Here is a 1,950-nt window from a genome sequence, read left to right on the forward strand (position 1 = left end):
CATCAACTCCGTTCCCTATAACCACACAAGGAACAACAATAGTAACTTGGTCTTTCAATGATGGAAATGGTCAAATTGTAACTGCTGATCAAAATGTGATTATTGATGATACCGTAGCGCCAGCACTTCCAAATATTACCGCTCAATGTTCGGTTACACCAAATGCACCAACAGCAACAGTTTTTTGCAACGAAACACTTACTGGTACAACTACCTCAACTTTCCCAATTACCACCCAAGGAACTACAATTGTAACTTGGACTTTTGATGATGGTAACGGTAACACTACAACTCAAACTCAAAATGTAATTATAGACGACACCACTGCTCCAGTAGCTGATATAGCTTCTTTACCAAATGTTACAGGACAAAATTCAGTTACGGTAAATGCTCCTACAGCAACAGATGCTTGCAAAGGAACTGTTACTGCCACAACTACAAGTCCTTTGACATATTCAACACCAGGAACTTATTCAATTGTTTGGACTTATGATGATGAAAACGGAAATACCTCAACTCAAAACCAAACAGTAATTATTTTAGATGCTATTGCTCCAACTCAACCAACAAGTTTATCAGCATCAAGTACAACGACTACAACTACTAATTTGATTTGGACGGCTTCTACAGATAACATTAGTGTAATAGGCTATGACGTCTATAGAGGTACGGCTCTAATAGCCTCTGTAGCAGCAACAAATTATGCAGTAACAGGACTAACAGCCAATACTGCTTATACTTTTAGTGTGATAGCAAAAGATGCCGCAGGGAACGCATCAATTTCTAGTAATATAGTAAATGTAACAACTTTGGCAAATGCAGTAGTTTATTGCACTTCAAAAGGAACAAGTACTACAAGAGAAAAAATTGGTAAAGTAGTTCTAGGAAGCATCAATAATACTTCCACAGGTACTGCTGGATATGAAAATTTTACGGCTATTGCAACAAATGCAACAAGAGGAACAGCATACACTATTACAATTACTCCTTCTTGGACAAGTTCAAAACGAAGTGAAGGATATGCGGTTTGGATTGATTACAATGCCGATGGCGATTTTGCTGATACTGGAGAGTTGGTATTTTCAAGAGCTGCTTCAACAACAACACCAATTTCAGGAACTTTTACTATTCCTACAACTGCAACAATTGGAGCAACAAGAATGAGAGTTTCTATGAAATACACTGGAATTCCAACTGCTTGCGAAACATTCGCATCTGGTCAAGTAGAAGATTATACTGTAACGATAGTTTCTAGTACTGCAAGAATTGCTGCAAAAACTAATGATTCTATCTCTTCTACAATATTAGTATATCCAAATCCTACAACTGGAATATTGAATGTAACCGAAACTTCATCCACAGCTACCTATATAATCTACAATTTAATTGGACAATCCATTATGAAAGGAAACTTATCCAATAATATCATTGATGTTTCTAATATTACCACAGGAAATTATCTTCTTGAAATTACAGACAATGGAAACATAACAAGTAAACGTATCATCAAGCAATAATAATCTTCAAAATTCTATTTTTAAAGCTTCCGCAATAGTGGAAGCTTTTTTGTTTTAACAATAATCTAAACTCAATTTTTATTCTTGTTGAAGATTGATTTTTTTTGATTCCTATATCCCCTTTTTTCAAACAACAATTCAAGTAAAAATTATTTTTGTAACTTTTTACATTCAAAAAATAATAAATATATGCTTTTTATCGATTAAATATGTATTTTATCGATATTTTATTTTGTTGATTAAAATATAATTCTTAGGTTTGAAACTTCAAATACACATTTTATGAAAAAAATTACCTACTTATTGTTACCTGTTTTATTTTTTACAACGTTTTTGTATTCACAATCCACACATGAATCACATAAAACAAAAACAGAACCTAATGAAATTTACAAAAAAATTAAAATAACCAATCCTTCGTCAGAAATGATGA

At 33.1% G+C, this 1,950-nt stretch carries 1 protein-coding gene; it reads left to right on the forward strand.

Features of this window, described 5'->3' with window-relative positions:
- A partial coding sequence (locus C3L50_RS16185; protein ID WP_133158907.1) for a T9SS type A sorting domain-containing protein occupies window positions 1-1,517 on the forward strand: 1,517 nt, incomplete at its 5' end.
- Window positions 1,518-1,950 lie beyond the last annotated feature (433 nt).

The sequence above is a fragment of the Flavobacterium alvei genome (assembly GCF_002920895.1).
GTDB lineage: Bacteria > Bacteroidota > Bacteroidia > Flavobacteriales > Flavobacteriaceae > Flavobacterium > Flavobacterium alvei.